This window comes from uncultured Tenacibaculum sp., from assembly GCF_947494125.1.
Taxonomy (GTDB): Bacteria; Bacteroidota; Bacteroidia; order Flavobacteriales; family Flavobacteriaceae; genus Polaribacter.
The window spans coordinates 580,427-595,744 of sequence record NZ_CANLTU010000002.1 but is presented as its reverse complement, the minus strand read 5'-3'; the positions used below and the strand labels follow the sequence as shown (position 1 = coordinate 595,744).

The window sequence follows — 15,318 nt, the reverse complement described above, 5'->3', positions numbered from 1 at the left end:
ATCTTTTTCTTGATAAAAGAAATCAACCCAAAAACATCAATTTTTCTTCGACAAACGAATTTAAGCCGCCTTAAAAAGATTTTCTATGATTCAGGGTACTATATTAGTGGTTTTCCTGGAAACCTTTTTATTTGGACTAGCATACTAACCTCTTTGGCTTTTATTTTTATTGGTTTTTTTAAAACTTACATAACACAAACGAGTAAACTAAAAGGAATATTAGAAACCGTTATTTTAGGCATGTTTGCTGCAACAGTTTCCTATTTTGTTAGTGATATTATTGAAGGGATAATAACTGGATAAAAAACAAAGGATAAAAAATATTTTCTTATTCTTTTTGTTTAATTTTAGAGATAATCTGCTGCTCTTCTAAGGCCAAAATCAATAAATTGACATAATCATTTACAGTTTCTTCAATAGATTTAGGATCAACAATATCTATATACCCTTTCCAAATTAACTCTCTGTCTTTTGTAGGGCAAATACAATATAAAGAAGTTTCAGCATTGTATATTTTATACTCTTCATAATAATTAGGATTTTCAAGGATTTCACGATGATTATAATATTCATCTTTAAACTTAATATCCAAATATTTTTTTTCTTTATACTTTTCCGAGAAAACTCTTCTGTTTTCTACTCCAACAACTTTAGTGTAAATTACAGCATCATAATAGTTGGCTGTTAATACATCTTCGATTACTTTTAATTCCTTTTCTGTTTTTCCTTCTATTCTAAATTTAGGTTCAAAAATATCTAAACTTGGAACTGCATCAATACCTCTAGCTTCAAATTCATTTGTTAATAGTTCTTCGAATTTATCTCTAGCTTCAACATTCGGAGTCATACCAATAACTAAAACTTTAGATAATGAAAGAGTATCTACTTCTGGGTTTTTCCAGTACTCAATCATTTGAGTTCTAGTACAACTACTAAATACTATAATAATTAAAAAAGGTAGTATTAACTTTATACATGTTTTCATTTTAATAAGTTTTAAGTTATTTTCTTTTTTTCTTTTTTAACAATTGTTTTAATGGTACTAAAAACTGATTGTTTTAAGTTTTTATATTCTTTTAAAAACTCATCAACAATTTCTATTAATCTTTTATGCTCTACTTTATAAATTTCCTCTTCTATTAACTGATCTTTTCCATCAACCATTATTTTTAAATCATTTTCGTGTTTTTGGATAAGGTTTATAAGCTTTTCATTCTCTTTATTAAGAGCTGCTAATGAATCTACTATTTTTGCAGAAGCCTTAAATTGATCTGGCGCAATAAGTTGGAAAATATATTTACGTATTAGGTCTTCAAAAAAATGTTGTTCATCTCTTATAAACTTTAATTCTAATAACCAGTTTTTAGACGTTGCATGCATATCTTCTGCACTTAACCATTTTACAAATTTTAATTGTGTTAGTATTGTTTTCATTTGTCTTGATTTAAAAAAGTAGCTTAAAACGTCCTCTTGATAATTATAACAATAGTTTTGTTTTAAGCTACTTAAATTTTTCTAAGTAACTTCTATAATTTTCTTAGGCATCATATACAATTATTTCAAACTTTTTTCTAATCATTTTTAGCTATTAAAAAAATCTCTAACTAATGCTTTTACTTGGTTATTTGTCATACTATCTACCTTTTTTACAGCTTTTATTTTTTTGTTTATTTCTTGATAATAGACTTCTAATTCTTTTTTAAAGTTTTCATATGTTTCAGCTGGTCCAAAAATTGCCAGTGCACTAGCTTCTTTTACTTTAGAAGCTAACTCTTTAAAATAGTTTTTTGTTTGATGCTTTTCTCGCTCTAAATATTTACTATCTTGTACTACATCTTGCGGTCCTCCTTTAAAACGTGTGCCAGAACCTCCATGAATATGATAATTTTCAATATTTGAAGGTATTTTCTCCATAGTTTCCTTATCGCCTTCAATAGTAATTATAAATGCTTTTTCTTTGTCTAACCAAATACCTATATTTTTCATCTCTAAAAATTTTAATTTCTTAAATCGTGTAATACCAATACAGGAATTTTTAATTTGTATCCTATATCTTTCACCAATGGTTGTGTTAATATACTTCCAAAAAAATTATGTTTTTTGTTAATAAATGCAACCATATCGCTTTCTCTACTTTCAACAAAACATTTTACTGCTGTAGAAACTGTAACACAAGACAAAGAATGAAAAGAATAATCTAATCGATCAAAATATTCCTCTAACATTTGTTGATGTGCTTCTTGACTTTTATCTAATTTATCTTCTTCTTTGATGTGAAGAATTTTTATTGACGCTCCGTTTTTTCTAGCGATCTCTATTAAATAATCTAATTCTCTTCTTTTATAATGAGTTTTATAACTTGTTGGAAAAACAATTTCTTTTGGTAATACTTGTTTAGCCTCACTAGGAATAACTAAAACAGGGCAGTTTCTGTTTTTCTCCATTATCTCAATAGCGTTACTTCCATAAACAGGGCTTTCATTGTCTGAAACTCCTTTAGTCCCCATAACTACCATCTCTATATCTTTTTCTTCTACTAATTCATCTACAGCCTTTAAAAGTGGTTTATTTAAGGACACATAAGTAAAGTTGTGGTACGGATTTTTATCTTCTCTAAATTCAATAAGTTTTGAAATACGCTCTAAACCTTCTGCAGATTTCTTTTTAGGAACATCATATCCTTTTTCTCCTTGCTTTGGTGGAATAATATCCTTAATTAAATCATAGGTAGTTCTAAATACATTCAATACATAAAAATCACATCTATCTAACCTATACAGTTCTAATGCATACATAATTGCATTTAATGAGTTCTTTGAAAAATCGGTTAATAATAAAATCTTTTTTTTCATGACATATAATTTATTTATTACTAGGTAATACTAAAAACGGAGTCTTTAAATGGAATCCTATTTTATTAATAATGGGTTTGAAGAAAACATTATCAAAAAATGAATTTTTATTATTCATCATAACAAGCAAATCAACACGCATTTTTAGTAGAAAATCATCAATTGAATTGGCTATATGCTTATGATTTTCGAAATGAGAAATTAGTTTTATATCCTTTAATAAAGATTTTAACCTCATAATATTTCTCTCCTGATTCTCAGTTAACTCTTGTGTGTTTTTTCCTAAAACATGTAATAAATGTATTTCAGAGTTATGCTTTTCAGCTAAATCTATTATTAAATTTAAATGCTCAGATTGGTAAAACAATTCAAAATCTGTAGGGAACAAAATTTTTTTAAGTTTAGAAAATTTAAAACTTTCAGGAACAGCTATTGTAGGACATTTAATATCATTAATTACTGTCATAGTATTTGTTCCTAATATGGTTTCAATAATACCTGAAGCTCCTTTGGTTCCCATGACTATTATATCAATTGATTTTTCAATAACTACTTCTCTTATCTCAGAAATTATCATATTCAATGAACTTATTGTTTCAATAGTATGTCTTTCATTTACATAGTCTTTTAATATTTTAGATTTAAAAACCTCTAACCCTATAGTAGATGATTCTTTTAAAGCATCAGCTACCCCTGTATAACCAGCTCCAGAAGGCATATAATCCATATGATAAATACTAGGCATATATGTATTTAAAAGATGAAATGTACATTTCTCTTTATCAAATAATTGCAATGCGTATGCTATGGAATTCCAGGAGTTTTCAGAAAAATCTGTTGGCAGTAAAATATTTTTCATCGTGTTATTTTTTTATTATTATAAACTAGTAAGGCACAATTTTATAGGCTTCATTTAATAAAAACATACCTATAAAAAATAAAAGCATATACATAACTTGTATTAGTTTATGATTTGTGTTTTCAAACCATTTAAGAGCGTATTTAGGGTAGGCAAAAAGCATAATCCCTTTTATTAATGCAAACCAACCAAAAAGAGTAATAATTACGTTAGCATTTGCTTCCCATACATTGTGTAATAAAATATTTATCAACCCAATAATTACAGCTAAAAGAGAAATAACTATTAAAAATTTTTCATCTTTTAAATCGGCTACTATTTGTTTACTTCTTTTAGGGTTTATGCTAAGGATAAAAAAGAAAATAATACAATACCAACCCCAAAACTTAAATAGAAAAATTGAAGTGCTCATAGTTTCTATTTTTACATTATATTCAAATTTACACATATAAACACTTAAAAACCATGATATTAATCATATCTCATAAATATTTTAATGAGTAACTTTAGTATTAATAAATTATAAAAAATGAGAGAAAACTTAATTCCTTTTTATTATAACTTAAGCAAGTTATTTTATGCTATAACAGCCATTGATGGTGTCATAAGAGAAGAAGAGTATCGTGTTTTTCTTACTCAAATTAATACCCTTTGGCTAAGCTCAGGAATTATTAACAAAAGCTCTAGTCAATTCATAATAAACACATTTGAAACATTAAAAAATGAAAACTCAAGTGCGCAAGCTTGTTTTGATGAATTCAAATCTTATAAAAAGCAGCACGAAAATTTATTCCCAGAAAAAACAAAAAAGGCAATTTGGGAAACTGCTTGTGTTATTACCTCTGAAGTAAATAACAAAAATAAATCTGAATTAATTATCCTTGTACATTTAGGAAAATTATTACAAATAATGTAACTGTTTATACTTTATAAGTATATAATTCTTTAACAGCTTTTTATTCTTCTAAGCGCTATCAAAAAAACATATCATCGCGAGAAAACTGTACCATTAACTCGTTAGCATTGCTTTAAAAAAAACAGAAATAACATTGTCTCATACATGTGACATCACTATATTTGTCTCATAATTGAGACATAATGAATAATACTAAAGCAAAAATCTTATTAGCGGCTATTAAAGCATTCAGTAAATCTCCTAATGCTTCAATGGAAGAAATTGCGGAATCAATAAATTTAAGCAGAAGAACACTGCATAGGTACTTTAGCGGTAAATCAGAACTTATTACCGAAATAATAAACTATGCAAGTACTCTTTGTTTAGAGAAAACAAAAGAGGCTGTAAAATCTTCTATTAACCCAATAAATCAACTCAATACAATGTTTTTGAGTGACATAGAAAGTGGTTATCAATTTCGCTTCTTATATAGCTATAGAGACGGTTTACAGGGAATGGAAAAAGAATCTTCAGACTTTAGAGAAATGATGCAGATTTTTAGACATTTATTAAAAACACTAAAAAATATTGATTTAATCAATTCAAAAATTACAATAGATTGGATAGAAAGTCTTTATTTTTCTACAATCGATTCTGCAATAAATCTAATACTTGAGGATGATTCAAGAATGCAAGAAATAGCTGAAATGGCTTGGTTATCCTATTTCAATGCTATCACAAACCACACTAATAATCAATCAAAACAAATTTAAAAAATAAGAGATATGAATTACGAAGTTATAATTATTGGTGGTGGTCCAGCTGGAATGAGTGCTGCCTTGGTTTTAGGTAGAAGTAGAATAAAAACATTGGTTTTAAATACTGAAAACCCAAGAAATGGTGTAACAACTCATTCACACGGTTTTTTAACTCAAGATGGTAAACATCCATCCGAAATATTCAAAGTAGCTAAGCAACAATTATCTAAATATACCTCAGTAACTTACAAAAAAGAAAAAGCGGTATATGTAAAAGGTAAAAACAATAATTTTTCTGTTGGGGTACAGCATAACACCTACTCAGCAAAAAGAGTTATAGTTGCAACAGGGCATAAAGACAATATTACAGAAATTGGTATTGAAGGCTTATCTGAGGTATATGGGAAATCTGTTTACCCCTGCCCTTTTTGTGATGGTTTTGAGATGGCTGATAAAAAATTGGCCGTATTTGGTGATGCTCTAATGGCTCCAATGTTTTCAAAGACAATTTCTCATTGGTCAAAAAATGTTATTGTTTTTACAAATGGAGAAAAAGTTAAGGATAAAGAATTAATACATAATCTTAACAAAAATGGAATCCAGATAATTGATAAAAAAATTAAAAAGCTTCTTTCAATAGAAGGACAACTTAAAGGTGTTGAACTTATAGATGATTCAGTTATTGAAAGAGATGGAGGCTTTTTACCTGACACTAAATCAACTGAAAGTACCGACTTTGCTAAAAAAATGAATATTTCAATTGAAATCGGTCATTTTGGAATGGAGCTTTACAAAGTCGATGACAATAAAGAAACAGAAATTAAAGGGTTTTACATTATTGGTGACGCAAGAATTGGATGGAGTGGAGTTGCTTCTTCTGTCTCTGAAGGTAGTGAGGTAGCCGCTATAATTACACATCAAATAATAGGTGAGAATTGGAAATAATGATTAAATAGAATATATAATGGAAGCTTCCTTCTAAAATATAAACACCCTCTCTCCTATTGTTTTAGCTAAAATTTTATAAGGTTAAATTATTTTATGACTATAAAAATAGTAATATAACTATATTTATAGTCATACTTTAAAAATTAGTTCTATATTTGCCTTATGAATGAATTAACAAAAGCCGAAGAACAAGTAATGCAATATGCTTGGAAACTTGAAAAAGCATTCCTTAAAGATATTGTAGAACAATTTCCAGAACCAAAACCAGCATACACTACCATATCAACAGTAGTAAGGGTTTTAGTAAAAAAAGAATTTTTAAAATTTGAAACTTTTGGTAAGATCCGACAGTATTCTCCAACGGTTTCTAAGGATTCTTATTTTAAAAGACATATGAAAGAAGTAATTGGTAATTTTTTTAGCGGTTCGCCGAGTAAGTTCGCTTTATTTTTTACCGATAGTGAAGATTTAAACCTTACTGAATTGGAAAAAATGAAACTCATACTTGAAAGTAAAATTGAAAAATTGAAAGCAAAAAATGAATAATATAATGTTATATCTATTGCAGGTCACTTCTATTTTTTCTGTACTTTATCTTATCTATATCGTTTTTTTAGATAAACTAACCTTTCATAATCTAAATAGATTTGTTTTACTATTGTTACTTCCAGTTTCAATTATTATTCCATTTTCAAATATTCTACTCCCTTCTATAGCCCCAAAAATTATCGAAATACCATTATTTGAAGAGGTAAATTTAAACTCATTTAACAAGCAATTACAAGTTATTGAACAACCTTTGATTGATTCATCTACTAATTATGCTACAATAGTATTAATACTATATTGGTTTGTGTTTTCTGTCTTCTTTATTCGATTTTTAGCCACAATAAGACATTTATTTGTATTGAGGAGTCGTTCTAAAATTGAACAAAAAAATGGCTATCAATTAGTTATTTCAAAAGTTCCTCAAATATTTTCATACTTCAATTGGGTTTTTATTCCAGAAGATAAATTTGAGCACTATGACAAACAAATAATAGAGCACGAAAAGGTACATATTCAATTAAAACATTCTTGGGATGTGATTCTCTCTGAAGTTTATATTCTATTCTTCTGGTTTAATCCACTACTCTACTTTTATAGAAAATCGTTAAAAGCTGTGCATGAATTTCAAGCTGATAAAGGCGTGCTTCAAAACGGAGTTAAAACCTCACAATACATGCAATTACTTGTGCAAAACCTTGAGCTTTCTAAACCCAATAATTTATACAATTACTTTAATCAACACATATTAAAAAAAAGAGTTACTATGATGACCAAACCCAAATCAAATCGCCTTTCAAAACTTACATACATCTTATTATTACCAATTTGCATCTTTTTAATTTCAGCTTTTACTTCACCAAGCATTAAAAATAACCAGCATATGAATATTTTAGATGTTACAGCCTTAGTAAACAAACCTCCTTCTCTATTCCCAGTGCAAAATGCCTCAAAAAAAGATATTACATCTTATTTTGGAAAGAATGCTAAGCGTCCAAAAAACCGAAAAAACATACAGCATAATGGTATTGATATTAGAGCAAAGATTGGTACACCAGTTTTAGCTACTACCGACGGAATAATTGCTAAAGCTTCTATGAAAGGTAATTGGGGGAATTTAATTGTAATAACGCATTCCGATGGATACGAAACTTGGTATGCACATTTAAACGATTTCAATGTTAGCAAAAATCAAAAGGTAAAAAAAGGAGATATTATTGGGTATGTTGGTAATACAGGTCTTTCTACAGGACCACATTTACACTATGAAGTAAAGCAAAATGGGAAGCCTCTAAATCCTTTAAACTTTATAGAATAATAGGCACTTTCTAAATATTATCTAAATTTTAAATATTGATTTTTAAACCAAAATGAAGTTCTCTTTTTAAGCAGAACAGGATAGCTACACCCAAAATATTTCAAAATTATTTATGAAATCAATAATGCAATTATTTTTTATCATGTGTTTTTCCCATAGTTTTTTTGCCCAAAACACAATTGTGAAAGGAACTATTAAAGATAAATCAGAAGCTCCAATAGCTTATGCAAATATTATTTTTAAAGCAGTAAATAATCCCGAAACTATCTTTGGAACTTTGGCAGACGAGAATGGAAATTTCTCAATAGGAATACCAAAACAAATCTATAATTTTGAAGTTTCAGTAGTAGACTTACCTCCTACTATTTTAGTACTCGATTTAACAAGTGCTAAAAGCAAAACCAATCTTGGAGATATTCTTATTAATGCTGATGTTACTTTAAATGAAGTCGTTGTAACCTCAAATACATCTAACTATAAAATTGAATTAGATAAAAAAGTTTACAATGTATCAAAAGACCCTTCGGTAAGCGGAGGAAGTTTAATTGATGTTATGCAAAATGTACCTTCTGTACAAGTAGAAGTTGATGGTACAATGAGTATTCGTGGCAATGGTAGTGTTCGTATTTTAATAGATGGTCGTATAAGCGGATTAACTAACACTACATCCTTATTGCGTACTATTCCAGCAGCTTCGATAGATAAGGTTGAAGTAATTACAAATCCATCGTCAAAATATAGTGCCGAAGGCGCTGGAGGTATTATTAATATTGTCTTAAAAAAAGGAAAGAAAAAAAGATTAAACGCTAGCTTTGAGACTTTTGTTGGCGCACGCTTAAATTCTGGAATTAATATAAATATCAATAAAGCAAACGAAAATTATTCTTGGTATGCTAATACTGGTTTGGGATATTCTAAACCAAAAGCAACTGGTGATATTGCTCTTACAAATTTTGAATCTTCTCCTTCCAAAAGTTTCCAGACTTCAGAAAAAATACTCAAACAATTTTATATTTCTAATAATTTTGGAGGTGCATATAAATTTAATATGAACCATTCTATTTCTGCAGACTTTACTTATCGATTAGCCGATTTAAATACTATTAATTCCATTAGTTATAAAGATTATAATACTAATAATTTATTTGCAACTTCTGAACGTTTAGATTCCGAAGAATTTAAAAATAACTTCTTTCAAATTGCTAGTGAATACAAAATAAAACTCAATGATAGAGGCTCGCAACTAAAATTAAGTGCATTAACACAGTCATCTATTGAAGATGGAAATTCCTTAATTTTAGAAGAAACTACATTCCCTCAGTTGAAAATTGATGCCAATGATGCTATTATTAACGATATTAACGACAAGCGTTTTACAATAGCCTTAGATTATGTTCATATATTAAAAAACAAGTCGCAGCTAGAGTTTGGAGGTAGAAGTAGGTTTACAAATATAGATAACGACTATATGGTAAATCGTTTAGCAGGCAACATTTTAACTACAATACCAGAATTTTCAGATGAAACGAATTACAAAGAAAATATTACTGCATTTTATGGGCAATACGCAAAAAGTTTTGACAAATTTAAATTTCAAGTAGGCTTAAGAACAGAAACTACTAATATTAACATTACCTCTAATAGCAACGCAGAAAAAGTATCGAGAAATTATACAGATGTATTTCCATCGAGTTTTTTAAACTATCAGTTTAATAATGATAGTAGTATCCGATTTTCAATATCAAGAAGAATTAAAAGACCTAGACGAAATGCCATAGTTCCATTTTCTTCTTTTAGCGATTCCAGAAATATTTTTGTAGGTAACCCCAAAGTAAATCCATCATACGCAATACTTACGGAACTGGCTTTTGAGTCAAAATTCAGCAATAAATTTACACTCGCACCAACCATATTCTTCCGAAGAACAAACCAAGAAATGGATTACTTTATTCAGAAACAACACCTTTTTATTAATGGTAATATGGAAGAAGTTTTTGTAACTAAAACTGTAAATATTGGTACAGATAAATCTTATGGATTGGAATTAGGCTTTATATATAAACCCATAAATTGGCTAAACATTTATAACGAAGTAACTTTAAATGGATATCAACAAATTGGGCGTTATGAGTCTACAAATTTTAATACTAATGGATTTACTTTTGGTGGTAGATTGCATCTTAATTTTAAAGTATCAAATTCTTTTAGATTTCAATTTCAAACCAGATTTAGAGGTGCTAATAACAGAGGACAATTATCTCGAAAGGCATTATACAGATTAGATTTTGGAATGAGTCAAAGTCTCTTTAATAATAATGCCTCATTGAGTCTTAATTTTAAAGATATATTTGACAGTTGGGAATGGAATATTAAAACCAGGGGAGAAAATTTTGCCCAAGAAATAAACTCACAAGTTAGGGTACCACAGTTAAATCTGTCTTTTATTTACAGATGGAATCAGAAGCGGTATAAAGGAAAAAAGGGACAGCAATACGATAGAATATAATATTTAAAAAAATGAAACAGTTTAGTACCCTACTAATTATAGTAATTGCAATGCCAGTTTTTAGTCAATCGAAGATTAGTTTTACGTTTGATGATGGTGCACTAGGAAATAGACCAAATTACACCTTTAATGAATGGAACGGAATGCTTTTAAAGAAGCTTAAAGATGCCAACATTGAAGCCATGTTTTTTGTAAAAGGAAATGATAAAACAGGAACTAAAGGAAAAAAATTATTAAAAAGCTGGAATGACAATGGGCATAAAATAGCAAACCATACATTTAGTCATTCCAACTATAATAGTAAAAAACAAACATTTGAAGCTTTTAAAAATGATTTTATTAAAAATGATGCTATCATCAATAAGTATTCAAATTATTGCAAGTTTTTTAGATTTCCATATTTAAAAGAAGGAAACACAGCGGAAAAAGTAGCTGCATTCCGTGAGTTTTTAAAGAGCCAAGATTATAAACACGGATATGTAACCATAGATGCATCTGATTGGTATATTGATAGTAGGTTGATAAAACGATTAAGAGAAAACCCTCATACTGATTTAAGTGCTTTTAGAGATTTTTTTTTGAATCATATATGGGAACGTGCTCAATTTTATGAAAAACTTTCTCTAGCACTTAATGGAAGATCTATTAAGCATACACTTTTATTGCATCATAATTTAGCTGCCGCTTTATTTCTTGATGACTTAATAAAAATGTTTAAAACGAAAGGATGGGAAATTGTTTCTGTTACAGAAGCTTATAAAGACCCTGTTTATAAAACGAAAACAAACTTTGCAGGTGAAAGCCTTATTTATGCACAAGCAAAAGATTCTGGGAAGTATAAAGGTGTTTTACGTTATCCAGCAGAAGATAGTAGGTATGAAAAAGAAAAAATGAAGGCATTAGGTTTGTAATTTTTTGCATATAAATATCACTCTATACATATTATACTTTCCTCCTATCTTCGCTTCATTCAAAAGCTTATTATTGAATTTCACGTTATCTTTTTGATTTAAGTATTTATTATTTTGGAATGTCTGGTAGACATTCCAAAATAATAAATTTAAGGATTAAAAAGAATGTTTTAAAAAGATCATTAATTCTTAGTTGATTTACTAGGTTTTAATGAAGGTTTATTACCTGGCGTATTCTTGTTGTCTCTTCTTCTTTTATCAAGAGTACCATCTTGCTTTTTAGGTTTTGGTCCTGGTTTAATTGCTTCAATTATTTTCATAATATTTTGATTTATCTATTAGAAATTAAAAGTAAATATGTGGTTTGATTAATATATGCGGAAAACCATAGCCAATTAAAAAATATATTAAAATTTAAGGTATAAACTTCGCTTTTACCAAAGCAAAATTCCTTCTTGCGATAAAATTGAAAAAAATGAAAATTATTTAGCTACTTTGAGTATTTTAATTTCTTGTTTTAGAGAATCTATTTGTGTATTAAAGAATTCAAATAAAGAATCATTAGCTTGTAATTGTTTAATATTATGCTCAATTAAAACATTATATTTTCCATTAAGTTTATCTAATTCTTTTGGAGTGTCGTTATTATAGCTTAAAATGATTTGAATAGTTAAAGCGCAGAATGTTAAAATAGAAAAAGCCACTGTAACATAATTAGAAGCTATATTAGACTTCAATAAGCTAGATTCTCTTTGTGCTTTTTCGTTTACAAAATTCAACCATTCTTTAAAGCTTTTAAATATTGCAGCATCATAAAATTTATTAGTTCTTTCTGCTGTACTACTAGAAGGACTGTAACTTAATTGAATTAAATTGTATAAACTTAAAAAATGTGCCGCTTCTTCAAATTTTCTTTTAATTTCAATATTCTCAATAGAATTTTCATCATATGTACTTGACAAAGGAATATCTGGATCCTCATTTATCTTAATGTATTCACTTTTTATAAAATAATCAAGATTTACAGATTGGTTATTTTTAAATTCTTTAAAAAGTCTTTCAATCTCTTCCTTACAATCTAATTCAATAAATTTCATTATATTTTTTTTCAAATATAAATAAAGCATCCGTTTTAGAATGCTTTTAATTTCTATTGATTTGATACTTTATAAGTTTGTTTGGTAGTACAAATTAGTCACTATAGAAAATACCCAAAATATTCTCAATTCTATAAAATCAATATTATTAGAATCTCTAAAACTTCATTTTTAAACATTCATGAGAATTTAATATTCTGTGTAATGGTTCATTATTTTTTAAATACGCGATTCTCAGATTATCCCTTAAAAACAGTCGAGCTAAAATTTTCAGCAATAATTAGAGTGAGTTCCATTTTTTTCACGAAAAGTTTGTACAAACCAAAAAGTAATTGAAAAAAGCTTGTACAGAAATTTTATGAAAAGTTTGTACAAGCCTAAAAGCAATTGAAAAAAGCTTGTACAGAAATTTTACGAAAAGTTTGTACAAGCCAAAAAGTAATTAAAAAAAGCTTGTACAAGAATTTCACGAAAAGTTTGTACAACAAATAATTGCCTAAAAAAATGTTGTACAAACTAGAGTATAATAAAAGGAAGAAAATAATTAGGGTATTTCTGAATTAGAAACGTCAGAAATAGTTGTATCAATCCCTGTTTTAGAGGTTTGTTTTAAAATTTACCAGAATTTTCCCATTGGTTTTTTGGAAGTATTTTTTCTTGAACATCCCAATGCTCTACTATTAATCCATCTTTTAAACGGAATATATCAATAAAAGCAAAGTCAACATCATTCACAATGACATGGCTTAAAATTGAAACAAAATTCCCTTGCCCCACTAGCAAGTGTAATTTTTTATACCCTGACTTAATGTTATTTGCTATATTTTTTTGAATATGTTCTAGTAATCCCTCTATGCCATCGCCAATTTTAGGATTGTGTTGGTCGTATTGTTCTGTAGAAACATATTTAGTAATGTTCTCTATATTTCTACCAATAAGGATCTCATCAACAAATTTTCGAATGTGTTCTTTATTTGCTTCGGTTTTGTCTAGATCTTCAATTTCTGTTGGACCATCCACCATAGTACGCCCAGAAACCGTATCCTCTTCATAAGCTTGAATAGCATCCCAATGCTCTATCATACGATCAGCAGCATCTGTATCAAAAAAATCTGCGGTAACCCATTTAGCTTCCCCATTATTTAAACTTTGGTATACATGTACAAACACATATTGACCATCTTCAAATGCACGAATTATTTGAATGTCTCGTACTGGATTTCTTTTTATAAACGGAATAAAAAACTTTAAAAAGCCTTCTTTATTATTACCTACTCCTGCAGAATGTTGTGTATAGCTATCCCCGGTATATTTGTCAAGCGCTTCCTGTATATTCCCGTCGCGAATCCCTTCTAAATAAAGGCGCTTTGCATTTTGTATTTTAGTACTCATTATTCTATTATTTAATTGTACACTATACTAAAAACTCCTTAATCAACCTAAGGAGTTTTCTCATACAGTACTTTAAAGTTTAAAATTTACCATTGTTATTTTTCCTTTCCGGTTTTGGAAGAATTGGTGCCATAACTCCCCAATGTTCTGCAATTTTAAAATCTTTAATTCTTAATAAATCAAAATAGGCATAGGCAATTCCAGAAAGATTTCCTTCAGACATTACCAAAGCATAATTCCCCTCACCGTGTACATAATGTATTTTTTCATACACCATGTGAATATTGTTTTCAGCCATATGTTTTAGTGCTGCTTGTAAACCATCAATTCCATCAGCTATTACAGGATTGTGCTGTATATAGTTGTTGCCATTAAAATAGTTTTGAATTTTATCAAATTCACCACCAACAAGTATGGTTGCAATAAAGTCTTTTGCAAAAGCTTTATTGACAGCCGTTTTATCTAGATCTCTAATTACAGTTTCACCATCGAGTTGGGTACGTCCACTTGGATTTGGACTTGCTGCTAGTTCATCTAAATTATCCCAATGTTCTACAATAAGCCCATCTTCAAATCTAAAGACATCAATGCCCACTTTAGGTCCGAAAAAGTCATATTCTGAATGGCAAAATACAAAATCACCATCCTCAAAAGCTCTTACTACTTTTACTTTGAATCCGCCTTCTGGAGCATTTTGTAAAACGGCTCCAAATCCTGCTAATCCGTCAGCTACAGACAAATTGTGCTGAATATATTTAGTCGGATTTACATAGCTTGCAGGTTCTGTTGCACCTGTTTGAATACTGTTTAATAAAGCAACTGCCTTTTCTCTGTTTGTTAAATTCATGCTATTTGTTTTTAATTATTGCTATTAAATTATTTGTTGTTATTTGTTTTTTGCCAGGGAAATCTTCCTTCCAATTCTACTTCTAAAGACATGCTCATAAAAGTTCTGATAAAAACGATTAGCCCCAATACAGCTGCTGATTTGAGCGTTGGAGCTGTAGTAACTGTTTCCATAATATCTGCGGCTATTAAAATTTCTAATCCTAAAAGAATTGATTTGCCTAAGGATTGTCTTAAGCTTGTATAAGCTGTTTTATTGTTCCTTTTTAGAGAAATTAAAAACCTAGCTATTGAATACACAGTGCCGAAAAAAATAACCAAAACGCCTATAAACTCAATGGTTTTGGTAATACAGTTTATGTACATATTTAGCCCTTCCATTCTTCATCA

The 15,318-nt window shown here is 28.7% G+C and carries 19 protein-coding genes; 8 read left to right on the top strand and 11 right to left on the bottom strand.

Annotated features, from left to right (window positions below):
• The first annotated feature begins 9 nt into the window (after positions 1-9).
• Positions 10-303, top strand: coding sequence for a VIT1/CCC1 transporter family protein (locus tag Q0881_RS06310; RefSeq protein ID WP_299157827.1), 294 nt, complete (start codon positions 10-12; stop codon positions 301-303).
• Positions 304-328: 25 nt separating this feature from the next.
• Here the strand turns inward: Q0881_RS06310 and Q0881_RS06305 are convergent, their stop codons facing one another.
• The 6 genes from Q0881_RS06305 to Q0881_RS06280 all read right to left on the bottom strand — a co-directional run bounded on the left by Q0881_RS06305 (position 329) and on the right by Q0881_RS06280 (position 4,123).
• Entirely contained in the window at positions 329-985 is a 657-nt protein-coding gene (locus Q0881_RS06305) for a hypothetical protein (protein WP_299157825.1), read from the bottom strand.
• An 11-nt stretch (positions 986-996) separates the two neighbouring features.
• Positions 997-1,434: a hypothetical protein gene (locus Q0881_RS06300; RefSeq protein WP_299157823.1), complete on the bottom strand. Its 438-nt coding sequence runs from the start codon at positions 1,432-1,434 to the stop codon at positions 997-999.
• A gap of 147 nt (positions 1,435-1,581) precedes the next feature.
• Positions 1,582-1,986, bottom strand: a complete 405-nt coding sequence (locus Q0881_RS06295; RefSeq protein WP_299157821.1) for a hypothetical protein — start codon at positions 1,984-1,986, stop codon at positions 1,582-1,584.
• An 11-nt stretch (positions 1,987-1,997) separates the two neighbouring features.
• Entirely contained in the window at positions 1,998-2,852 is an 855-nt protein-coding gene (locus Q0881_RS06290; RefSeq protein WP_299157820.1) for a universal stress protein, read from the bottom strand.
• A gap of 10 nt (positions 2,853-2,862) precedes the next feature.
• Positions 2,863-3,711 carry a universal stress protein gene (locus tag Q0881_RS06285; RefSeq protein WP_299157819.1) on the bottom strand — a complete coding sequence of 283 codons (849 nt, stop codon included), beginning with the start codon at positions 3,709-3,711 and terminating at the stop codon, positions 2,863-2,865.
• Between the two features lie 25 nt (positions 3,712-3,736).
• Complete coding sequence (locus tag Q0881_RS06280; protein ID WP_299157816.1) at positions 3,737-4,123, bottom strand: hypothetical protein; 387 nt, start codon at positions 4,121-4,123, stop codon at positions 3,737-3,739.
• Positions 4,124-4,240: 117 nt separating this feature from the next.
• Between Q0881_RS06280 and Q0881_RS06275 the strand changes: the two genes are divergently transcribed.
• The 7 genes from Q0881_RS06275 to Q0881_RS06245 all read left to right on the top strand — a co-directional run bounded on the left by Q0881_RS06275 (position 4,241) and on the right by Q0881_RS06245 (position 11,593).
• The gene (locus Q0881_RS06275) at positions 4,241-4,627 is read left to right on the top strand and encodes a hypothetical protein (protein ID WP_299157815.1); all 387 of its coding nucleotides are present in this window, start codon (positions 4,241-4,243) and stop codon (positions 4,625-4,627) included.
• A gap of 182 nt (positions 4,628-4,809) precedes the next feature.
• The gene (locus tag Q0881_RS06270; RefSeq protein ID WP_299157814.1) at positions 4,810-5,379 is read left to right on the top strand and encodes a TetR/AcrR family transcriptional regulator; all 570 of its coding nucleotides are present in this window, start codon (positions 4,810-4,812) and stop codon (positions 5,377-5,379) included.
• Positions 5,380-5,391: 12 nt separating this feature from the next.
• Positions 5,392-6,309 carry an NAD(P)/FAD-dependent oxidoreductase gene (locus tag Q0881_RS06265; RefSeq protein ID WP_299157812.1) on the top strand — a complete coding sequence of 306 codons (918 nt, stop codon included), beginning with the start codon at positions 5,392-5,394 and terminating at the stop codon, positions 6,307-6,309.
• Between the two features lie 165 nt (positions 6,310-6,474).
• Positions 6,475-6,858, top strand: a complete 384-nt coding sequence (locus Q0881_RS06260) for a BlaI/MecI/CopY family transcriptional regulator (RefSeq protein WP_299157810.1) — start codon at positions 6,475-6,477, stop codon at positions 6,856-6,858.
• Positions 6,851-8,176: a M23/M56 family metallopeptidase gene (locus Q0881_RS06255; RefSeq protein ID WP_299157808.1), complete on the top strand. Its 1,326-nt coding sequence runs from the start codon at positions 6,851-6,853 to the stop codon at positions 8,174-8,176. The genes Q0881_RS06260 and Q0881_RS06255 overlap by 8 nt, the downstream gene beginning before the upstream one ends.
• Before the next feature lie 181 nt (positions 8,177-8,357).
• A complete protein-coding gene (locus tag Q0881_RS06250) occupies positions 8,358-10,682 on the top strand; it encodes an outer membrane beta-barrel family protein (protein WP_299157806.1) in 2,325 nt (774 codons plus the stop codon).
• A gap of 11 nt (positions 10,683-10,693) precedes the next feature.
• Positions 10,694-11,593: a polysaccharide deacetylase family protein gene (locus Q0881_RS06245; RefSeq protein WP_299157804.1), complete on the top strand. Its 900-nt coding sequence runs from the start codon at positions 10,694-10,696 to the stop codon at positions 11,591-11,593.
• Between the two features lie 182 nt (positions 11,594-11,775).
• On the opposite strand, the gene Q0881_RS06240 is transcribed toward Q0881_RS06245, so the two are convergent.
• The 5 genes from Q0881_RS06240 to Q0881_RS06220 all read right to left on the bottom strand — a co-directional run bounded on the left by Q0881_RS06240 (position 11,776) and on the right by Q0881_RS06220 (position 15,309).
• The gene (locus tag Q0881_RS06240) at positions 11,776-11,913 is read right to left on the bottom strand and encodes a hypothetical protein (RefSeq protein ID WP_299157803.1); all 138 of its coding nucleotides are present in this window, start codon (positions 11,911-11,913) and stop codon (positions 11,776-11,778) included.
• A gap of 162 nt (positions 11,914-12,075) precedes the next feature.
• A complete protein-coding gene (locus Q0881_RS06235) occupies positions 12,076-12,690 on the bottom strand; it encodes a hypothetical protein (RefSeq protein ID WP_299157801.1) in 615 nt (204 codons plus the stop codon).
• A gap of 609 nt (positions 12,691-13,299) precedes the next feature.
• On the bottom strand, positions 13,300-14,082 hold the full coding sequence (locus tag Q0881_RS06230; protein WP_299157799.1) for a hypothetical protein: 783 nt from the start codon (positions 14,080-14,082) through the stop codon (positions 13,300-13,302).
• A gap of 79 nt (positions 14,083-14,161) precedes the next feature.
• Positions 14,162-14,929: a nuclear transport factor 2 family protein gene (locus Q0881_RS06225; protein WP_299157798.1), complete on the bottom strand. Its 768-nt coding sequence runs from the start codon at positions 14,927-14,929 to the stop codon at positions 14,162-14,164.
• Between the two features lie 29 nt (positions 14,930-14,958).
• Positions 14,959-15,309: a DUF1622 domain-containing protein gene (locus Q0881_RS06220; protein WP_299157796.1), complete on the bottom strand. Its 351-nt coding sequence runs from the start codon at positions 15,307-15,309 to the stop codon at positions 14,959-14,961.
• Positions 15,310-15,318: the final 9 nt, after the last annotated feature.